Raw genomic sequence first — 13658 nt, forward strand, 5'->3', positions numbered from 1 at the left:
GCCCTGTCGTCCCACGCACGCGATCGATTCGAGGACCCGTGACCCTTACCCACCGCCCGTGCTGCGCCGCCGCGACGGCACCCGTCGCCGTGGCCGCCCCGTCCCCCGCGGCCGCCGCGGAGCAGGCGCCCGCCGCCCGCCCGCGCTCGACCCGCGGACAGGTGCGCCTGCCGGGCGGTGGGTTCGCGATGGGGGACGCCTTCGGGGAGGGATACCCGGCCGACGGCGAGACACCCGTGCACACGGTGCGTCTGCGGCCCTTCCACATCGACGAGACCGCCGTCACCAACGCCCGGTTCGCCGCCTTCGTCAAGGCGACGGGGCACGTGACCGACGCCGAACGCTTCGGCTCCTCGGCCGTCTTCCACCTGGTCGTCGCCGCCCCGGACGCCGACGTTCTCGGCAACGCCGTCGGCGCCCCCTGGTGGATCAACGTGCGGGGCGCCCACTGGCGCCGCCCCGAGGGCGCACGCTCCGACATCACCGGCCGGCAGAACCATCCGGTCGTCCACGTCTCCTGGAACGACGCCACCGCCTACGCGCGGTGGGCCGGCAAGCGCCTGCCCACCGAGGCCGAGTGGGAGTACGCCGCCCGCGGGGGACTGGCCGGCCGCCGCTACGCCTGGGGCGACGAGCTGACCCCGGGCGGCCGGTGGCGCTGCAACATCTGGCAGGGCCGATTCCCCCACGTCAACACGGCCGAGGACGGTCACCTGACCACCGCGCCGGTCAAGTCCTACCGGCCCAACGGCCACGGCCTGTGGAACACCGCGGGCAACGTGTGGGAATGGTGCTCCGACTGGTTCTCGCCCACCTACTACACCCACTCCCCGGCCGCGGACCCGCCCGGCCCCCCGACCGGGACGGCACGGGTCCTGCGCGGCGGCTCCTACCTGTGCCACGACTCCTACTGCAACCGCTACCGGGTCGCCGCCCGCTCCTCCAACACCCCGGACTCCTCGTCCGGCAACCTCGGCTTCCGCTGCGCCAACGACGTGGCGCCCCACGGCGATTGACCGGCGTCCTGGCTGAGTACGGCCGTCATGTGCGGATCAGCCGCTGCGTGATCTCCCGGTACTGCCGCAGGGCGAGCCGGAGCTCCTCGGCATGCGTCTCGGGGTCCTGGTCCCGCCAGCTCTCGTGCAGGACACGACGCTGTTCCGCGAGGGCGTTCGCGAGGTGGGCCGCGGCGTCGTCGAAGGCGCCCTCCGCCTCCTCCAGCGCCTCGTGGGGCGTGTCGGCGAAGGTGTTGATGGCCTTGCGGAGGCGGTCCAGGACAGCGTCCCGTTCCGCCGGCGGCAGGAGCGCCTCCGGTGCCGCGGAACGGCGCCCGGTGTGGTGCCGGTCCTGGTCCGAGGGCTGCTGTGCGCGCGTCTGGTCGTACATGTCGTGTGCCGCTTTCCTGGGGTGCTTGGATCATTGCGTTCCCCGGAGCGGCGCCGCTACGTGCGGGTGCGCCGGACACTGGGTCCGGAAGGGGCCGGTGGAGCGGAGCGCCGAACCGGTCGCCGGAGGCGGAGGGGGCCATGGTACGCGACCGCCCCCTCGCCCCGCGCCTTTCACCTGCCGAGGATGCCCTGGGGGAGGAGCGACTGCGGCGAGGTGGCCGGATGCCCCACCTCCAGCGATCCGAGGAGACCGTCCAGGAGCGGACCACCGGGAACACCGGCGGACGGGCCGGGCACGGGGGCCGCCTCGGCGAGGGGAGCGGAGACCAGCAGAGCGGTGGCCATGACGGAGACACAGGCGAGCTTCTTGATCATGTCCGTCCCAACGAACGGAGGCCCGGGGGGAAACGCTCGCCGGACGCGTACTGGGCCAGTCGGGTTCACGCGGACGCCAGCCGTGGCACCGGCGGAAGGGGAGCGTGATGGGGGGGTGCCTCTATGTCCTTCGTCAAGGCGCCCCTGTCGGGTTTGGGGTGATTCGGTCTTGCTGGGGTCATGCCGCGAGCTCGACGCCCGCGGGCATGCGGGATTCGTAGAAGGTGCCGTCTCGGAGCATGGCGAACAGGACGCTGATGCGTTGGCGGGCGAGGCGGAGGAGGGCCTGGGTGTGGGTTTTGCCGCGGGCTCGCTGGCGGTCGTAGTAGGTGCGGGAGGCGGGGTCGGCGTTCATGCAGGCGAAGGCGGACAGGAACATGGCGCGTTTGAGCTGGCGGTTGCCGCCTCGGGGCGCGTGTTCGCCGTGGATCGAGGTACCGGACGACTTCGTGGTCGGGGCGAGTCCGGCGTAGGAGGCCAGGTGGGCGGCGGTGGGGAAGCTGGTGCCGTCGCCGACGGTGACCAGCAGGACGGCGGCGGTCCTGACGCCGACGCCGGGCATCGACGTCAGGACCGGGGAAAGAGGGTGGGCCTCCAGCAGGGCGTTGATCTGGGCTTCCAGGGCCCGGCGCTGTTCGTGGACAGCGGCGAGAGAGCTGGCCAGGGAGGGCACGACGATGTCGAGGGTGCCGGTTCCCGGGACCACGACGGTCTGCTCGTCCAGGGCGTCGAAGATGTCGTCGATCAGCCGCTGGGCCATGCGCGGGGCCTTGGGCCGGACGAGCTCGACGAGCCTGCGGCGTCCGGCTTTGCGCAGTGCGGCCGGAGAGCCGTAGCGCTCCAGCAGCCAAGTGACGGCCTGGTGGTCGAGGCGGGGGCCCAGGACGCGCTCCAGCGAGGGGTGGAACTGGGTGAGCAGGCCGCGTATCCGGTTGGAGGTGCGGGTGGCCTCGGCCGCGAGGTCCTGGTCGAAGCCGACGAGGACCGAGAGCTCGGCGGTGATCTCGTCGGTGAGCTCCAGGGAACGCAGGGTGTGCGCCATCGTGCGGGCCGCGTCCGCGATGACCGCTGCGTCCTTCGCGTCGGTCTTGGCCTCGCCGGGATACAGGTCGGCGATCCGCCGCATCGCCAGGCCGGGCAGGTAGGCGACCTTGCAGCCGGCGTCCCGGGCGACCGTGAGCGGGAGGGCGCCGATGGAAGCGGGCTGGTCCACGATCACCAGGACCGTGCCGAACTTCGCGGCCAGCTTGTCGAAGACGGCCCGCAGTCTCGGCTCGCTGTTGGGCAGCTGCTTGTCGAGGACCTTCTTCCCGGCCGGGGTGAGTCCGTGGCCGTGGTGAGCGGTCTTGCCGACGTCCAGGCCGAGGAACACGCCCACGTCTTCGGTGTCGAACATCGCGCCCTTTCAGGTGAGTTGCACGTGCCGGCCTCGGCAGTGGTGTCGTACGCGCGCATCCACGTTATGCAGACCTGCCGCCCGCGAGCTGTCCGGCATTGCGCCGGACCGGGCGGTGGCCGGACCTCTCATCAGCGTCTCCGACGGCACCTCCCGGGCCCGGTGACACCACCCCCCAGGTCATACCTTCGACAGGGGGACACAGTCATGCCGGGCCCGGAGGCCAGCGGCCCTCTTGCAGGACCGCGGAAAACATAACGGGAGGCCCGGAACGCCTGATCACCAGCGCGGCGAAGCGCCGGGAGGCCACGACGCGGGCGAGCGTCGGCAGGGTGTGGATGCCCCGGTTCGCCATGATCACGAGCATCAGGTCGGCCAGGACGACATCGGGGCGCAGACCGCCCCCTCCCTGGGCCCGAACCGTCGGCGGCGTACAGCGCGCGGGCCGCCTGGAGGATGCGCTCGCGGTTGTCCTGGGCGTCGGAGCGCAGCGTCTGAGGCAAATGATCGGTCACCACTCTCACTTCAGCGAAGCGGACGGCGGCGTCCGTTAACGTCCGACGAGCAGGGCTTCCGTACGTAGGGGCACGGCCCCGGCGAGCAAGGAGTGGCGAATGAAGGCAGTGGTGATCCGGAGGTTCGGCGGTCCCGAGGGACTGGAGGTCGTCGACCTGCCCGACCCCGCGCCCGCCGCGGGTCAGGTGCTCGTCGCGACCGAGACGATCGGCGTGAGCGGCGCCGACGTCGCCATCCGCAGCGGTGCCCTCGCCGCCTACGGATTCCAGGAGGGGCATGTACCCGGCAGCGAGGTGGTGGGCACCGTGACGGCGGTCGGCGCGGGCGTCGACGCCTCCTGGACCGGCCGGCGCGTATGGGCACAGACCGGCGTGGGAGGGGGCTACGCCGAGCAGGCGACCGCCTCGGCCGACGACATCCTCCCCCTCCCCGAGGGGCTGTCCGCACGGGCGGCGGTGACGCTCGGCAGTGCCGGGGTGGTGGCGCACTTCGGGCTCGCCCACGCCCGCTTCAGCGCGGGCGAGCGCGTGCTGGTGCGCGGCGCGGCCGGCAGCATCGGCATCATGACGGTCCAGCTCGCGGCGCGCGCCGGTGCGGGCGCGGTGGCGGTCACCACGTCGTCGGCCGCCCGCGGCGAGCGGCTGCGCGGGCTGGGCGCGACCCATGTCCTGGACCGCTCCGGCGAGGGCCGCGCGGACGCGCCCCGAGCCTTCGACGTCATCGTGGACATCGTCGCCGGAGCCGACCTGCCCGCGTTCTTCACCAGGCTCGCGCCGAACGGCAGGATGGTGGTCGTCGGCGCCGTCGCGGGGCAGCCGCCCGCGGACTTCGGCACGCATCTGATGGCGTCCTTCCAGAAGTCGATGTCGTTCGCCACCTTCAGTGCCGCCACCGTCCCGGAAGCCGGCCTGCGGGCCGTGCGGGCCGATCAGTTCGCCGCCGCGAGCCGGGGGGAGATCGAGACCGTCGTGCACGAGGTGCTGCCCCTGGACCAGGCGGCCTCGGCGCACCGGAAGATGGACGCGGGCGAGGTCTTCGGGCGCATCGTGCTGACCCCGTAGACCCCTGGACCGGTGCCGCCCCCGGCAGGCACGGCTCGTCCGGTGCGGCGCCCGGCGAACACGCTCAGTCCGCCCCGCGCGGCCGGAGCATGCCCCGTACGGTCGCCGCCACCAGGTCGCGGTCCATCCAGTGGAACGACTGGGCGAGGGTCGCGACGGTGAAGTCGCCGAGTCCCGCGGGCAGTTCCTCGGCCCGCGCCCGCACCCACCGCACCTTTCCGGGTACCTCCCGCTTCGCGGCCTCGCGCGCCGCCTCCGGGAGCATTCCCGCCTTCGTGGCCTCGCGCGCCGCCTCCGCGAGCATCCCCGCGTCCGGATCCACCCCGACCACCTCGTCGGAGAGACCGGCCGGACGCGGGGTGACCGTCCCCGGCCCGCACCCGAGATCGATCAGCCGGCCCCGCCCGTCCAGGTCCACCACCTCGGCGAGCGCGTCCGTCAGGCCGGGGGAGTACGGGAGCCTCCCGCGCCGGTAGCAGGCGGCGGTACCGGCGAACAGCGTCCCGTCCCACTCCCGGCCGACCCCCACGACCCCCCGCCGTTTCCCCGGGCCCGCTCGTGTCCGCCCCGCCCGCCATGGTCCCCCACCGTGCAGCCGGTGCGCCCGCCTGCGCCGCGATGGCACGTCGACCCCGGTCGACTGTCAGTGCCGGCCGGCACCATGGACGGCATCGGTCCCGGCGGGACCGAGGACGACCCGGCCCCCCAAGGCCCGGCGCGGTCCCGCGGTGGGCGCCCGGGCCTACGACGACTCTCGCACCACCAGCTCCGTCGGCAGCGTCATCTGCTGCCGCGGCGCACCGTGCTGCGTGATGTCGGTGAGGATGCGGGCCATGGTGCGCCCCAGCTCCTCCACCGGTTGACGCACCGTCGTCAGCGGCGGGTTGGTGTGGCGGGCCAGGACGGAGTCCTCGAAGCCGACGACGGCGACGTCCCCGGGCACCTGCCGCTTCTGCCGGCGCAGTTCGGCCAGGGCACCGACCGCCATGAGGTCCGAAGCGGCGAAGACGGCGTCCAGGTCCGGGACGCGTTCAAGAAGCAAACGCATGGCGCTCGCGCCGCCCTCCTCGGTGAAGTCGCCCGCCTCGACGAGGAGTTCCTCCGCCGGCACCTCCGCCTCCAGGTGCGCGGCACGCCAGCCGGCGAGCCTGCTGCGGCCGACGTCCATGTCCAGCGGCCCGGTGATGGTGGCGACCCGGCGCCGTCCGCCGCCCAGCAGATGCCGCACCGCGGCGGCGGCCCCGCCGGCGTTGTCGGAGTTGACGTAGCTCAGCCGCTCGCCCGCGTCGCGGCGCCCGGCGAGTACCGTGGGCAGGCCCATCTCCTCGAGCATGCCGGGCAGTCGGTCCTCCGAGTGCACCGAGACCAGCAGCACGCCGTCCACCCGGCGGGTCGCGACCGACGCGGTCAACTGGTCCCGCTCGGCCTGGTCGCGGACGAGCATCAGCTGCAACTGGGTGCGGCTCTCGGCCAGCGCGCCGCTCACCCCGCGGATGAGCGCGGCGAAGAACGGCTCCGAGCCGAGCCGGCTCTCGGACTCCGGGATCACCAGGGCCACGGCGTTGGTGCGGTTGGTCACCAGGCCGCGGGCGACCGAGTTGGGAACGTAGTTCAGTTCTTTGATCGCCGCAAGCACCCTCTCCCGGGCATCGGCGCTGACCAGCTCCGAGCCGTTGACGACACGGGAGACCGTGGTGCGGCCCACGCCGGCGCGGGCGGCGACTGTTTTGATCGTTGGACGGCGGTTGCCGGTCATGCACTCCCCCCTCGGCGGCCGCGGCGGCGCTGCCTGCCGCGGATGTGACCTGCGGCAATTCTGACAGACGCCACGGTCGGCGGAGCACCCCCCGGCCTCCGGGAGGCGAACGCGAGGCAGGACCGGTTGCGACAAGTTGCTTTCAAGTTATTGACAGACAGGCCCTGCTCCCACGAGTCTTCGATGCGCCGGTGGGAACGTGCCCACCAAATTTGGGCACGTTCCCACCACGTGTTCGAGCCGCTGTCTTTCATCGCTGTAGCCGCTGTAGCCATCGCAGTAGTCATCGCAGAACTCGTCACTCCGATGTGTCAGCGTCGTCGCTAGGAGGAGATCCATGGGCACTCTCGGTTCGTTGCGCAGAAAGGCGGTGGCGACGGCCGCGGCCGTCGGCGCGCTCGCGCTGGTCGTCGGCTGCAGCAGCGGCGACGACTCGGCCACCGGTGGTGGCAAGAAGGACGGCAAGGTCACCATCACCATGGGCATGTACGGGGTGATGGGCATCAAGGAGACCGGCCTTCTCGAGCAGTACGAGAAGGAGAACCCCAATGTCGACATCAAGGCCGAGATAGCCGGTGACGAGCAGACCTACTACACCGCCCTGCAGACCAGGCTTGCCGCGGGCAAGGGCCTGAAGGACATCCAGGGCATCGAGATCGGCCGGGCCAAGGAGATCACCGAGACCCAGGCGGACAAGTTCGCGGACTTCTCCGACGTGCCGGGCACCGACCACTTCCTGCCGTGGAAGGAGTCCCAGATCAGCACCAAGGACGGCAAGGTGCTGGGCCTGGGCACCGACATCGGCCCGATGGCCGTCTGCTACCGCAAGGACTACTTCGAGAAGGCGGGCCTGCCCACCGACCGCGAAGAGGTCGCCAAGCTGTGGGCGGGCGACTGGAACAAGTACGTCGAGGTCGGCCGCACCTTCAAGAAGGACTTCAAGGGCGGGGACGTGGCCTACATGGACGCGGCCAGCGGCCTGTTCAACGCCATGGTCTACGGCTACCCCGAGCAGTACTACAACGACCAGGGCGAGCTGATCTACGACAAGAACCCGGCCGTCAAGGAGGCGTGGAACCTCGCCGCCGACGCCGCGGAGGACGGTCTGACCGCCAAGCTCCGTCAGTTCCAGCCGGGCTGGGACCCGGGCCTGGCCAACGGCACCTTCGCCACCGCGGTGTGCCCGGCCTGGATGCTCAGCCACATCAGTGAGAAGGCGGGCGACGCGAACAAGGGCAAGTGGGACGTCGCCAAGGCCCCCAAGGGCGCGAACTGGGGCGGCTCCTTCCTCGGCGTCGTCGAGCAGAGCCCGGTGAAGGAGGAGGCCAAGAAGCTGGTCGCGTGGCTGACCGCGCCCGAGCAGCAGGCCCACATCTTCAAGGAGATCGGCAACATCCCGTCCTCGCGCGAGGCACTGGACAGCCCCGAGGTGAAGAACGCCAAGTCGGAGTACTTCAGCGGCGCGCCGATCGGCCAGATCTTCGGCGCCGCCGCCCAGGAGATCCCGGACAAGCAGGTCCTCGGCCGCAAGGACGGCACGATCAAGGACACCTTCTCCCAGGGCCTGGCCCTGATCGAGCAGGGCGACGCCAAGCGTGACGAGGCGTGGACCACCACCGGGGAGCGCATCGAGAAGGCGGTCGGCTGACTCTCCGCTCCCGAGGCCGACCGGGCCCGCCCGCGTCCAGGATCAGGTCCTGGCCGGCGGGCCCGGCGCCCGGCTCACCCAACCGCACTCAGGAAGGAAGTCCGGTGGCCACCTCCACCACCAAGGCCCTGGCCGGGGACGAGCCTCCGCGGCCCTCTCCCCGCCCGGGCGGCGAGGGCACCGCCCGGCGGCGCGGCGCGCTCTGGCACCGGCTCGACATCAAGGGCGCCCCGTACGCGTTCGTCGCGCCGTTCTTCATCATCTTCGCCGCGTTCAGCTTCTACCCGCTGATCTACACCTCGTGGATCTCCCTGCACGACGTGGAGCTGGCCACCCTCGATGTCATGGAGTGGGTGGCGTTCGACAACTACGTCGAGTTGTGGGGTGACTCGCGGTTCTGGAACGCGACGCAGAACACGATCACCATCGGCGTCATCTCCACGGTGCCGCAGTTGATGATGGCGCTCGGCATGGCGCACCTGCTCAACTACCGGATGCGCGCCTCGCTGTTCTTCCGGGTCGCCTCGCTGGTCCCCTACGCCACCTCGGTGGCCGCGGCCGCCCTCGTCTTCACCATGATCTTCGAGCGCGACTTCGGCATGATCAACTGGGCGCTCGGCTCGGTCGGGATCGACCCGGTGGACTGGGAGGCCGACAAGTGGCCCGCCCAGGTCGCGATCTCCACCATCGTCATCTGGCGCTGGACCGGTTACAACGCGCTCCTCTACCTGGCCGCGATGCAGGCCATCCCCGCCGACCGGTACGAGGCGGCCTCCCTCGACGGCGCCTCCCGGTGGAAGCAGTTCATCCACGTCACCATTCCCGGGATCCGCTCCACCATCGTCTTCACCATCGTGCTCTCCACGATCGGCGCCACCCAGCTCTTCGGCGAGCCGCTGATCTTCGGCCAGGGGCCCAACGGTGTCACCGGCGGCGCGGACAACCAGTACCAGACGCTGGGCCTGCTGCTGTACGAGGAGGGCTGGAAGAACTACCAGATGGGCCGCTCGGCGACCGTCGCCTGGGCGATGTTCATGCTGCTGGTCCTCGTCTTCGTCGTGCAGCGCGTCATCAAGCGCCTGCGCTCCCGAACGTCCTGACCTGGAGTCGTCATGACCACCCAAAGTCTCCCGGCCCGGACCGACGCCCCGGCCCGGACCCCCGCCGTGAAGGAGAAGGGCCGCGGCGGCCGCCGACTGCTGCGTCAGCGCGCCGGCCGTCAGCACCACGCCGGCCCCCTCGCCTACGTACTGCTCGCCATCATGGCGATCCTGTCGATCTTCCCGCTGTACTGGACGATGGTGGCCGCGTCCACCGACAACACCCGGGTCAGCCAGACGCCGCCCCCGTTCCTGCCCGGCCCGAACCTGTTCAGCAACCTCGCCCGGGCCTGGGACGAGGCGGCGATGGGCAAGGCCATGGTCAACAGCCTCATCGTGGCCGGGGTGATCGCCCTGTCCACGGTGCTGTTCGCCACGCTCGCCGGGTTCGCCTTCGCCAAGCTGCGGTTCAAGGGGCGCAACGCCCTGCTCATGCTGGTGATCGGCACCATGATGGTGCCGCCGCAGCTCGCCGTCGTACCGCTGTTCATGATGATGGCCGACCTGGGCTGGTCGCAGCAGTTGCCCGCCGTCATCTTCCCGACGCTGGTGAGCGCGGTCGGTGTGTTCTTCATGCGCCAGTACCTGACGGAGGCGCTGCCGGACGAGCTCGTCGAGGCCGGACGCGTGGACGGAGCGCACTCGCTGCGGATCTTCTTCAGCATCGTGCTGCCCATCGCGCGGCCCGCGATGGCCGTCCTGTTCATGATCACGTTCGTGCACGCGTGGAACGACTTCTTCTGGCCGTTCGTGGTCCTCGACATGACCAACCCGACGGTCCCCGTCGCGCTCACCCAGCTCAGCGCGGGCTACGTCCGCGACCAGTCGCTGATCATGGCCGGCGCGCTGCTCGGCACCCTGCCGCTGCTGGCGATGTTCATCGTCTTCGGCCGTCAGATCGTCAGCGGCATCATGGCGGGAGCCGTCAAGGGCTGACCCGCCGACCCGCCGCTCCAAGCACCCCCACCTGAAAGGATTTACGTGGTCACCGCAGCACACCAGACCGCCTCCGCCCCGGACGCCGCCCGCACCTTCCCCAAGGGCTTCCTCTGGGGCTCGGCGACCGCCTCCTACCAGATCGAGGGGGCCGCCGCGGAGGACGGCCGCACGCCGTCCATCTGGGACACCTACGCCCGCACTCCCGGCCGGGTCCGCAACGGCGACACCGGTGACATCGCCACCGACCACTACCACCGGCGGAGCGAGGACGTCGCCCTCATGGCCGAACTCGGCCTGGACGCCTACCGCTTCTCCCTCGCCTGGCCCCGGATCCAGCCCACCGGCCGCGGCCCCGCCGTGCAGAAGGGCCTGGACTTCTACCGGCGCCTGGTGGACGAGCTGCTGGAGAAGGGCATCCAGCCCGTCGCCACCCTCTACCACTGGGACCTGCCCCAGGAACTGGAGGACGCCGGCGGCTGGCCCGAGCGCGCCACGGCCGAGCGGTTCGCCGAGTACGCGGCGCTGGCCGCCGACGCCCTCGGGGACCGGGTGAGGACCTGGACCACCCTCAACGAGCCCTGGTGCAGCTCCTTCCTCGGGTACGGATCCGGCGTCCACGCGCCGGGCCGTACCGATCCGGTCGCCGCCCTGCGCGCCGCCCACCACCTCAACCTGGGGCACGGCCTGGCCGTCCAGGCGCTGCGCGAGCGGGTCCGTGCCGACGCCCAGATCTCCGTCACCCTCAACATCCACCACGTCCGCCCGCTCACCGGCAGCGAGGGCGACGTGGACGCGGCCCGCCGGATCGACGCCCTGGCCAACCGGGTATTCACCGGCCCGATGCTGAACGGGGCCTACCCGGAGGACCTGCTGAAGGACACCGCCGAGCTGACCGACTGGTCCTTCGTGCAGGACGGCGACCTGCGCCAGGCCCACCAGCCGCTGGACTTCCTCGGCGTCAACTACTACACGCCCACCGTCGTCTCCGAGACCGAGGGCAGCGGCGCCCACGCCTCCGACGGGCACGGCAACAGCTCCCACAGCCCCTGGCCGGGCGCCGACCGGGTCGCCTTCCACCAGCCGCCCGGTGACACCACCGCCATGGGCTGGGCCGTCGACCCCACCGGCCTGTACGACCTGCTGCGCCGGCTGTCCGCCGACTTCCCGAGGCTGCCGCTGGTCATCACCGAGAACGGCGCCGCCTTCGACGACTACGCCGACCCCGAGGGGCAGGTCAACGACCCCGCCCGGATCGCGTACGTCCGCGGTCACCTGGCCGCCGTCCACCAGGCCATCCTGGACGGCGCGGACGTGCGCGGCTACTTCCTGTGGTCCCTGCTGGACAACTTCGAGTGGGCCCACGGCTACAGCAAGCGCTTCGGTGCCGTCTACGTCGACTACCCGACCGGCACCCGCATCCCCAAGGCGAGCGCCCGCTGGTACTCCGAGGTCGCCCGCACCGGCGTACTGCCCGGCGTCTGACCGGGCCGGTGCGGTACCCGACAGCCCGCCCCGCCGGGTGCCGCACCACTGTTCCGCCCCCGTCCTCCACCGCACCGGCCGAGGACGGGGGCGGACGCGTGCCCGCCGCCGGCTCAGTCGAGCGGGGCGAGCGTGAGCCTGGCCTCGGCCGGGTTGCCGTCGTGCACCAGCGACTCGTGGTTGCCGACGTCGTCGAAGGCGAACGCGTACGCCTTCCCGTCGGCCATGCGCTCGTGGATGATCCGGGCGTAGTGGTTGGTCACCGACTCCCGGTAGAAGTCCGCCGCCGAGGGGTCGGGCTGGTTGGGGTTGCTCAGCAGCGTCGAGCGGTTGAAGCCGGCGCACAGCGTGCGGGAGATCGGGCCGCGCACCTGGTCGTTGGGCGCGTCCAGGAGCCGGTGGCAGCCGAAGACGCTGGAGGCGTCGGGCTTCTGGAAGCTGGTGACGACCGCGCCCGAACTGTTGGTGAAGTTCATGACGTTGCCCGAGACCCGCCCGAAGTACTTGGTGTCCGGCCGGTCGCCGAAGGGCGTGACGGTGAGCGTGGTCGTCGCGTACTTCTGCCAGACCCGGTTGATGTAGTCGTCCATGACCGACGCGGGCAGCGCCCCGGTCTCCACCCCGTACAGCGGCGCCAGCGCCCGCAGTACGCTGCCGTCGGGCCGGGTCTGGACCAGTCCGCCCCAGCCCGGCTGGGCCCGCAAGGCGTCGAACACCCCGCGGTAGCCGCCGGCCTTGAGCTGTCCGGCGCTGCTCACGCTGCCGTCGGCGCGCCGCACGCCGACCGTGTAGGGCGCGGAGAACATGTCGACCTGGGTGCTGTTCAGCCACAGCCCGCCGTCGTTGAGCGTGTACTCGGACCAGTTGAAGAGGATGTTGCGGTTGGGGTCGCTCGGGTTCTGGACGGCGGGCTGGACCAGGCCGCCGGTGGTGAGCCGGAAGTCCAGCTTCTGACCGTAGGAGAAGTAGATGCGCCCCGACAGCTTCGGGATCCGGATGGTCTTGGTCTGTCCCGCGGCCGGTCCGGGGATGGACGCGTCCGGTGCGGGAGTTGGGGGATTGCCGCCGGCGGGCCAGGCGTGGAAGGTGCCGTTCTCGTCCGCCCAGCCCTGCTGACCGGTCGTCAGCGAGGTGCCCAGGTTGTAGATGTGGACGGCGTCGCCCCGGGCGGAGTTGTTGGTGATCTTCAGGGGGATGGTGGCGGGCACCGCGGCGTCCGCGGGCGGCGCGGCGCCGAACGAGAGCAGGGCGCCGGTCAGGCCTGCGGCCGCGGCCACGGCGAGCAGACGGAGTCTGAGTCGGGAGAGCACTCTCCACCTCCGTGCGGGTGTGGGGGAATTGGTCCGTACCGATTCTGAGAGCGCTCTCAGCGTTGCGCCGGGGCGCGTTCATGTCAATGTGCGCGGCGGAAGTGCGCGAGTCGGAACGCGGGTCCGCTTTCGGCCGCCACGGCAGGACCTGCCGCGAGGCTGCGCGCCCGTCCCGGCTGGTGCTGCCGTTCAGGCGACGGGACCGGCCACCGGGTAGTGCCGGACTCCTGCCGCACCCCGCCGCTCCGCGCCGGGCCACAGGCAGTCCAGGACCGAGGCGGACGGCGGGAAGAGCGCGGACGGCACCGACTCGCGGGCGACCCACTCCCAGCGCTCGATCCTGTCGGGCTCGGTGACCCGGGGCACACCGGCCGCCCGCTCGGTGACGGCCGCGGCCGTCACCCGGGTCAGCCCGCCCACGCGGTCGACGAGCACGGCCAGCACCCGCACCTCCGCGGGGGCCGCGACGAGCCCGGTCTCCTCCGCCAACTCCCGGGCGGCGGCCGTCTCGAAGTCCTCGCCCGCGTCGACCTTGCCGCCGGGCAGTTCCCAGCGTCCGTCGTGACCGAGCCCCAGCAGTACCCGTCCGGCGGGGTCGAGGACGGCGAGGCCGACGCCGGTGAGGCTCTGCGCGGCGGGGCGGGCGCGTTCGGGGCGCTCGGCGCCCGGTGCGGAGGAGTTCACCCG

General features: G+C 71.7%; 12 protein-coding genes and 1 pseudogene. 6 read left to right on the plus strand and 7 right to left on the minus strand.

Annotated elements, in window-relative coordinates:
- The first annotated feature begins 38 nt into the window (after positions 1-38).
- On the plus strand, positions 39-1016 hold the full coding sequence (locus C4J65_RS33670) for a formylglycine-generating enzyme family protein (protein ID WP_115745850.1): 978 nt from the start codon (positions 39-41) through the stop codon (positions 1014-1016).
- Positions 1017-1041: 25 nt separating this feature from the next.
- On the opposite strand, the gene C4J65_RS33675 is transcribed toward C4J65_RS33670, so the two are convergent.
- The 3 genes from C4J65_RS33675 to C4J65_RS33685 all read right to left on the minus strand — a co-directional run bounded on the left by C4J65_RS33675 (position 1042) and on the right by C4J65_RS33685 (position 3159).
- Positions 1042-1386, minus strand: coding sequence for a hypothetical protein (locus C4J65_RS33675; protein WP_115745851.1), 345 nt, complete (start codon positions 1384-1386; stop codon positions 1042-1044).
- 173 nt (positions 1387-1559) lie between these two features.
- The gene (locus C4J65_RS33680; RefSeq protein WP_115745852.1) at positions 1560-1763 is read right to left on the minus strand and encodes a hypothetical protein; all 204 of its coding nucleotides are present in this window, start codon (positions 1761-1763) and stop codon (positions 1560-1562) included.
- A gap of 178 nt (positions 1764-1941) precedes the next feature.
- The gene (locus C4J65_RS33685) at positions 1942-3159 is read right to left on the minus strand and encodes an IS110-like element IS110 family transposase (RefSeq protein WP_115745063.1); all 1218 of its coding nucleotides are present in this window, start codon (positions 3157-3159) and stop codon (positions 1942-1944) included.
- A gap of 614 nt (positions 3160-3773) precedes the next feature.
- Here C4J65_RS33685 and C4J65_RS33695 point away from each other — a divergent pair.
- On the plus strand, positions 3774-4736 hold the full coding sequence (locus C4J65_RS33695) for a zinc-binding dehydrogenase (protein ID WP_162833478.1): 963 nt from the start codon (positions 3774-3776) through the stop codon (positions 4734-4736).
- A 70-nt stretch (positions 4737-4806) separates the two neighbouring features.
- Here C4J65_RS33695 and C4J65_RS33700 read toward each other — a convergent pair.
- Positions 4807-5265 (minus strand): annotated as a pseudogene (locus C4J65_RS33700) (class I SAM-dependent methyltransferase); the annotation flags it as partial.
- Between the two features lie 213 nt (positions 5266-5478).
- Positions 5479-6492 carry a LacI family DNA-binding transcriptional regulator gene (locus C4J65_RS33705; protein ID WP_115745854.1) on the minus strand — a complete coding sequence of 338 codons (1014 nt, stop codon included), beginning with the start codon at positions 6490-6492 and terminating at the stop codon, positions 5479-5481.
- Between the two features lie 337 nt (positions 6493-6829).
- Here C4J65_RS33705 and C4J65_RS33710 point away from each other — a divergent pair, with 337 nt between their 5' ends.
- From C4J65_RS33710 to C4J65_RS33725, 4 genes are all read left to right on the plus strand, one after another.
- Positions 6830-8140 carry an extracellular solute-binding protein gene (locus C4J65_RS33710; RefSeq protein ID WP_115745855.1) on the plus strand — a complete coding sequence of 437 codons (1311 nt, stop codon included), beginning with the start codon at positions 6830-6832 and terminating at the stop codon, positions 8138-8140.
- 104 nt (positions 8141-8244) lie between these two features.
- Entirely contained in the window at positions 8245-9240 is a 996-nt protein-coding gene (locus tag C4J65_RS33715; RefSeq protein WP_115745856.1) for a sugar ABC transporter permease, read from the plus strand.
- 12 nt (positions 9241-9252) lie between these two features.
- The gene (locus tag C4J65_RS33720) at positions 9253-10176 is read left to right on the plus strand and encodes a carbohydrate ABC transporter permease (RefSeq protein ID WP_115745857.1); all 924 of its coding nucleotides are present in this window, start codon (positions 9253-9255) and stop codon (positions 10174-10176) included.
- 45 nt (positions 10177-10221) lie between these two features.
- A complete protein-coding gene (locus C4J65_RS33725; RefSeq protein ID WP_115745858.1) occupies positions 10222-11661 on the plus strand; it encodes a GH1 family beta-glucosidase in 1440 nt (479 codons plus the stop codon).
- Between the two features lie 113 nt (positions 11662-11774).
- Here the strand turns inward: C4J65_RS33725 and C4J65_RS33730 are convergent, their stop codons facing one another.
- Both C4J65_RS33730 and C4J65_RS33735 read right to left on the minus strand, forming a co-directional pair.
- On the minus strand, positions 11775-12971 hold the full coding sequence (locus tag C4J65_RS33730) for a glycoside hydrolase family 64 protein (RefSeq protein WP_115745859.1): 1197 nt from the start codon (positions 12969-12971) through the stop codon (positions 11775-11777).
- A 189-nt stretch (positions 12972-13160) separates the two neighbouring features.
- A complete protein-coding gene (locus C4J65_RS33735) occupies positions 13161-13655 on the minus strand; it encodes an NUDIX domain-containing protein (RefSeq protein ID WP_115745860.1) in 495 nt (164 codons plus the stop codon).
- Positions 13656-13658: the final 3 nt, after the last annotated feature.

The sequence above is a fragment of the Streptomyces sp. CB09001 genome (assembly GCF_003369795.1).
Classification (GTDB): domain Bacteria; phylum Actinomycetota; class Actinomycetes; order Streptomycetales; family Streptomycetaceae; genus Streptomyces.

Excerpts from the sequence above, each read along its gene's own strand:
- C4J65_RS33675 (WP_115745851.1), bottom strand. The coding sequence starts at position 1,386 with ATGTACGACCAGACGCGCGCACAGCAGCCCTCGGACCAGGACCGGCAC.
- C4J65_RS33680 (WP_115745852.1), bottom strand. The coding sequence starts at position 1,763 with ATGATCAAGAAGCTCGCCTGTGTCTCCGTCATGGCCACCGCTCTGCTG.
- C4J65_RS33685 (WP_115745063.1), bottom strand. The coding sequence starts at position 3,159 with ATGTTCGACACCGAAGACGTGGGCGTGTTCCTCGGCCTGGACGTCGGC.
- C4J65_RS33695 (WP_162833478.1), top strand. The coding sequence starts at position 3,774 with ATGAAGGCAGTGGTGATCCGGAGGTTCGGCGGTCCCGAGGGACTGGAG.
- C4J65_RS33705 (WP_115745854.1), bottom strand. The coding sequence starts at position 6,492 with ATGACCGGCAACCGCCGTCCAACGATCAAAACAGTCGCCGCCCGCGCC.
- C4J65_RS33710 (WP_115745855.1), top strand. The coding sequence starts at position 6,830 with ATGGGCACTCTCGGTTCGTTGCGCAGAAAGGCGGTGGCGACGGCCGCG.
- C4J65_RS33720 (WP_115745857.1), top strand. The coding sequence starts at position 9,253 with ATGACCACCCAAAGTCTCCCGGCCCGGACCGACGCCCCGGCCCGGACC.